The sequence below is a fragment of the Gammaproteobacteria bacterium genome, assembly GCA_027296625.1.
Taxonomy (GTDB): Bacteria; Pseudomonadota; Gammaproteobacteria; order JAKEHO01; family JAKEHO01; genus JAKEHO01.
On the sequence record JAPUIX010000111.1, the window covers coordinates 1 to 5,863 of the forward strand.

At 52.9% G+C, this 5,863-nt stretch carries 6 protein-coding genes; 3 read left to right on the plus strand and 3 right to left on the minus strand.

Annotated elements, in window-relative coordinates; genetic code table 11:
- The first annotated feature begins 196 nt into the window (after window positions 1-196).
- From O6944_06090 to O6944_06100, 3 genes are all read left to right on the plus strand, one after another.
- Complete coding sequence (locus tag O6944_06090) at window positions 197-1,144, plus strand: phosphotransferase (protein MCZ6718704.1); 948 nt, start codon at window positions 197-199, stop codon at window positions 1,142-1,144.
- Between the two features lie 156 nt (window positions 1,145-1,300).
- Window positions 1,301-2,377: a mannonate dehydratase gene (locus tag O6944_06095; protein ID MCZ6718705.1), complete on the plus strand. Its 1,077-nt coding sequence runs from the start codon at window positions 1,301-1,303 to the stop codon at window positions 2,375-2,377.
- A 105-nt stretch (window positions 2,378-2,482) separates the two neighbouring features.
- Entirely contained in the window at window positions 2,483-3,460 is a 978-nt protein-coding gene (locus O6944_06100) for a sialidase family protein (protein ID MCZ6718706.1), read from the plus strand.
- Between the two features lie 42 nt (window positions 3,461-3,502).
- Here O6944_06100 and O6944_06105 read toward each other — a convergent pair whose 3' ends face one another.
- The 3 genes from O6944_06105 to O6944_06115 form a co-directional block, all read right to left on the minus strand.
- A complete protein-coding gene (locus O6944_06105; GenBank protein MCZ6718707.1) occupies window positions 3,503-3,763 on the minus strand; it encodes a hypothetical protein in 261 nt (86 codons plus the stop codon).
- 32 nt (window positions 3,764-3,795) lie between these two features.
- Window positions 3,796-4,752 carry a zinc-binding dehydrogenase gene (locus O6944_06110; GenBank protein ID MCZ6718708.1) on the minus strand — a complete coding sequence of 319 codons (957 nt, stop codon included), beginning with the start codon at window positions 4,750-4,752 and terminating at the stop codon, window positions 3,796-3,798.
- A 365-nt stretch (window positions 4,753-5,117) separates the two neighbouring features.
- Window positions 5,118-5,480 (minus strand): VOC family protein, encoded by a 363-nt coding sequence (locus O6944_06115; protein ID MCZ6718709.1) that lies wholly within the window; start codon window positions 5,478-5,480, stop codon window positions 5,118-5,120.
- Between the last annotated feature and the right edge of the window lie 383 nt (window positions 5,481-5,863).

Consider the following 5,863-nt stretch of genomic DNA (forward strand, 5'->3'; position numbering starts at 1 on the left):
AAAGGTCTGACAAGTCGACGGACCTAACGAGGATTCCGCTGGCACTTCATCTCCGTAGATCAGTTTGAAGGTTATGTGCAATAGGATCGAGATATGGAAGCGACAGGGACAGCAGCGTGATGGTGTGCAGTGATTGCACCTCTCGTCTTTCTCTGGGATATGTACAAATGGGATTCTTACAAGAGGGGATATATAGATGGGGAGTCGGCAACGACCTGTTGTTTCATTGGAGGACCTTTCGACTTGGTGCGAAGGTCGCTTCAAGTCGGCCTTGCGCAACGTGATGTTCGAGGTCGGCTATTCCTCAGCAGTGTTTGGAATCACTCTCAACGATGACAGACAGCTAGTAGCCAAAGTCCGACAGTGGCGTGAGCGGCTCGCGTCATGCTGGCAAGTGCATCGAAGTATGTGGGAAGCAGGCTTCCCTTGCCCTGAGCCACTCGGTCCTCCGGAAAGACACGGTAGCCTGGCCGTCTCGTTTGAAGGTTACTTGTCGGGAGGTGAACCACTCCCCCGCGGCACTGGGGCTGCAAGGGAACTTGGACGCGTCCTTGCCGAACTTGTCAAACTTGCTCCAGGGGCAGGTGGTTTCCCCGAGCTGGATGCACCATGGGGATTCCTGCGCTGGGACGACGAAGGTGACACCTGGCCACCTGCAACGGATATCACCGAAAACCTAAATTCGAAGCATGAGCCTCAATGGATCGACCACGCAGCCAAAGTGGCACGTTCAATAATCCGGGCAAACGAACTGCCGCCGGTCTTAGGCCACGGTGATTGGTGGTCTGAAAACATCCGTTGGGAGAACGGGCGTCTTCATGCAGTCGATGACTGGGATTCTGTCGTGTCGCTGCCGGAGCCCGCCATAGCAGGCGTTGCAGCCGCCTTGTTCGCTGACGGACAGTCAACAATCGAAGAAAGCGCAGCCTTTCTGGATGCATACGTTAGCACGTCTGATCGACGCTGGAATACGACTGAATACCAGATGTCATGGGCTGCAGGGCTTTGGGCGAGGCTTTTCGATGCTCGCAAAGAATCGGTGCAAGGCGGTTTGAAGTTTGCCGCTCTTCTCAAAGGAGAAGTAGAGGAACGCCTTGATCGTGCCGGAGTGAGATTCACGTTGCATGGTCACGAAACGCCATAACCGATCGCTGCAGGGGACGCCGTAGACCGCGCCCCTGAGCTCAACGTTAGATTTAAATACCTCTCTACTGTTTTTATCGTATCCACCACCACAAAATCGCAACAGGATGCAGCGTCCTTCGCAGTACGCCAATGCCATACCAACGAAAGGATTCACATGAAGAAATCTGATCCACTTGAACAAGGTCTCGCAGCCGGCGAGGCAGCAGCTTCTGCCGCCGGAGGCACCCCACCAACATCGGAAAACGGCGGGCGCATGTATGTGCGCACACAGGGCTTTGGGTCGACCGATGCTGAGCTACGCTTTCTGCAGCGTTGCGGTGTGCGCCACAAGGCCGCCACCTTTCCCTTCCACCCCGACTGTGGTTGGAAACTCGACGAGTTGATCCGGGAAAGAGAGCGCCACGAAGCCTTCGGCCTGACGCTGGACATGAGCACGCTGCCCATCTATCAGCACTTTTCCAACATTATCTATTTTGGCAAAAGCCCGGAGCGTGACCGGGAAATTGACCGGGTCTGTGAAATGATCCGCACAGCTGCACATGCCGGCATCGATTCTCTGCGCTATAACACGTGCATCCTGCCCATCGATCGCACCGAACCAGAAGAAGGTCGCGGCGGCTACTATTACACCGCGTTCCGCCTGGACCAGATTCCTGCCGAGGAACAGGCCGCCCTGACCGAAGCCGGGCACGTCACGGCAGACATGCACTGGGAACGAATTGAGTATCTGCTCGAACGCATGATTCCGGTAGCAGAAGAATACAAAGTTCGAATGGGCAATTCCCAACAAGACCCTGCTACGCCTCCCGGCTATAAGGGCGTTGACAAAGTCCTCAATGACTTTGAAGGCATGAAGCGTTTCATCGAGATCCAGCGCAGTCCGTATCACGGCTGGAACTTCTGCATCGGTTCCATCGCTGAAATGCTCGAAAACCCGGCCAGTGAAATCTTCCCCTTCATAGAATACTTTGGCAGCCGCAATACGATTTTCCTGGTTCACTACCGCAACCTCCTCGGTGGGCACTACAGCTTCCGCGAGGCGTTGCCCGATGAGGGAGATATGGACTTCTACCGTGTATTAAAAGCCCTCAAGGACACAGGATATTGTTACGGCATTGATCCCGACCACGTCCCGCGCACCGGCGACGATCCGAAGGGCAACTATCAGTCCTATGCTTACTGTTTCGGCTACATCAATGCCATGATTCAGGCGATCTACGGCGGAGGATGAGCTTACGTCGAGTCTGCCTGCATCCGCAACCGTATCATGAGAATCCGCGACTTGCGGGTCACCATCTAGGCAAAAGCGAAGGATAGATCATTGCAGAAAAGCAATATGGCAACCGTTATTTCTACCAAAATTATCTGTAAGCAGCCGGACCGATATATCGGCTGGCCGACTATCGCTAAGGCGCACAACGGCGAGTTGTTGGTCGTATTTTCTGGAGACCGAGATAGCCATACCTCCCCTGATGGCAAAACACAAATGGTGCGCAGCAGCGATGGCGGAAAGACCTGGGGAGAGTCAACTACCATTCATGACATGCCCTTAGATGATCGGGATGCCGGTATTATCCAGACACAGAACGGAACGATGTTGGTTAGCTGGTTTACAAACCGAGGCGGCGGTCAATGGCAGGGCCACTGGACCATTCGTTCCACCGATAACGGCTACACCTGGGGAAATCCAGTCAGGACGGAAGTGACAACGCCGCACGGTCCCATACAGCTTCGCGACGCAAGGTTGCTTTATGTTGGACAGCGCCCACACGAATCTCATGGCGACGATTACGATGTTGGGATACAGGAATCACGCGACGATGGTTTATCGTGGCAGACAATTGGTACTTTTCCGGTTCCCGAAGGCGTCCCGATGTTAACCTATGACGAATGTCATGTGGTTGAGTGTGCTAGCGGAAAGTTAGTTATCCTATTCCGAGATTGCTATGGTGAACATTATATCCGTCAATCTCACAGCACTGATGGCGGTTTTACCTGGTCTAAACCGCATGTCACCCCGATTCGGGGATTCCCACCACACGTCATTCGCTTGTACAATGATTGGCTCGTGGTCGTCTATGGTAAAAGATGGCCTCCCTATGGCGAATTTGCCTGTATTAGCAAAGATGAAGGTCAAACATGGAAAGTTGGGAGCGAAATTCAACTCAGCAGCGCTCCGAATGGCGATCTCGGGTATCCAGCGTCGGTCGAACTGGAGAACGGTTCCATCCTGACAATCTACTACCAGGTGGATAAGCCGGGTGAGAAACCTTGTTTAATGGGGACGCATTGGCGCCTGGGTATGGAGCAGTAATCATAAGAGCCTGCGAAATGTAGGGCGTCGTTCATTCGCTTTCTATTTAAATATCCCTGAGCCATCGTCCGGCAGCCATTCATGGCTTTTCAGAAAACCATAGCCTTCTCCACAAAAGTAGTCCTGAAAATCCGTAAAGCGGGGCCAGATCCAGGGATTGTAGCAGATGACTCTCCCAGGATTTCCTGCTTTTGCCGCCCATCCCAGTGCTCTGAAGTCCGGGTTAAGCGGATAATAGACACAGCCGTCATCGTAGCGTTCTCCTATTTCACGCATGATCGCACACCAGTTATTGATAAACACGTTACCTGATTCACACTTATAGTACGCTTTTATCAGGGAGTGAACAGCGCCTTCACCGACTGGTTCACATCTGACGCAGTCTCAAAAGCCGCCTCAGCCTGCTCTAGGGGATACCGGTGGCTCACTAGATGCTCGAAATCAACTGCCTCTTCCAACAGGAGTTTCACGGCTTCGTTAAAGAAGGCATTTCCGTATGTGGGGCCGAACACGTTCAGCGACTTGACGATCACCGCTTCTATGTTGACCCGCGGCGCTGCCCGATAGTGAGCAATCAGGCTAATCTTCCCTCCGCTCCGGGTGTGCGTAAAAGCCTGATTCAAGGTTGCTTCTGCTCCAGCGCATTCAAAGGTCACGTCCATACCCCGCCCTTGCGTGGTGGTCATGACAATCTCTTCAAGATTCTCATCAGCGGGGTTCACCGTCTTAACGCCGATCCGCTCCGCCATCTCGCGCCTGCTGGCCGATGGCTCACTCACCATGATGTCCTCCATCCCCTTCGCCTGGCAAAGCAGCAGCACACAAAGTCCGATCGTCCCTGCACCCAGAATCAGAATGCTGTCGTCACGCGTCGGATTCGGTCGGTGATAGCCGTTCATGGCAACGAGGAAGGGTTCTATCAGGGCGCCATTGACATAGCTAATCTCCTGAGGCAAGCGACACAACCTGTTGTCTGCATCGGGTATGTGCACATACTCGGAAAAAGCGCCAAGCCTGCCGCCGCCCCAGGACACGCCGAGGGTCACCCGCTCTCCCTCTCGAAACCCCTTCACTTGATTTCCAATCTGTACCACATCCCCACAGTATTCATGTCCTGAATTCATGGGGTAGTTGCTGTAACGGCCGTAGTCCGTTCCCAGATACCGGTGAACATCGGACCCGCAAATGCCCGATGCTCTCACTTCGACCAGGACGTCGTCCGGTCCAATAACGGGGATATCCACATCTTCGACCCGAATGTCTCTGGGTCCGTATATAATTGCTGTTTTCATGTTCTCCTCTTGTCGGCGCCCTATCTGAAACGACTTGAGCCCTTGGCTGAGAACCTGGGCGAAACGCTTCCTTACCGAACCACATATCTGTGATGTGTCGGACGATGGAGCTTTCTTCAAAATGGGCTGCCATATCGGTTGGCCAGGGGGTTTCTACCAATTTGCGTTAATCGAAGTAATACCATTTTGATCTGTAAATGCGGCATAAATGTCATTCTGAACGGAGTGAAGAATCTCACCATGGAGATCTTTCTCTTCGCTCAAGATGAAGGGGAGATGCTTGCCCTTACCTGCATGGACGATCGCAAGTTGAGCAGCGCGAAATCCCGATCCATCGGGGGGGTCGCCCCTACAACGTTACCGATTTACCCCTGACCGATGGGACAGACGATTTCAAGACGATTGCCGTCGGGGTCTTCAAAAAAGAACCGATTGATATTGCTTACCTGCGTGGTTTTTGTGAGCTTTACCCCTCTTGCTTCCAGTGCTTTCCGCGCTTTGCGTATGCTGTCAACACACAGTGCAAAATGACGCGGCGATTTGGGGTCGGCTTTCTCTTGAACAATGAGGTTGACCTGGCAGGGCCCCGCCTGATACCAAGCTCTATTGCTGTCAATCCCGCGAATCGGCAATTCCGTCAGGCCAAGAACGCCGCCGTAAAAGGCTTTGGCGCGTTCGAGATCTGTGATGGTAATTGCCACATGATGAAGATAATGAATGTTGAGCATGTAAACCTCCAAGTACAGTCTTGTCTGCAATGAAACAGCAGACTTTTCGTCAACGGCAAAATTGACAACCAAGATGGCGGCCAGCGCAACGCTTAGACTTTCGAGGAAAGATGATAATGCTTCACAAGAATATCCCGCGTCAAATCCCAAAGCAACGCGGATCTGCCCGTAGAGTTGGAAGGCCGCAGCTTCGACGTAGACGCCCTCTCACCTGATTCGACAGCACCAATACTTTCTGCCCGAAGCTTGTCCATTACCACGTAATGGCGATTTCGGGTTGGCATGGATGTTATCACGTTTCGGTGTGCGGATCTACACAAAATTGCTCGCATATCGCACATTCCATCGAATTTAGTGGTAAACTTCTCCAACTGTTGATTTGT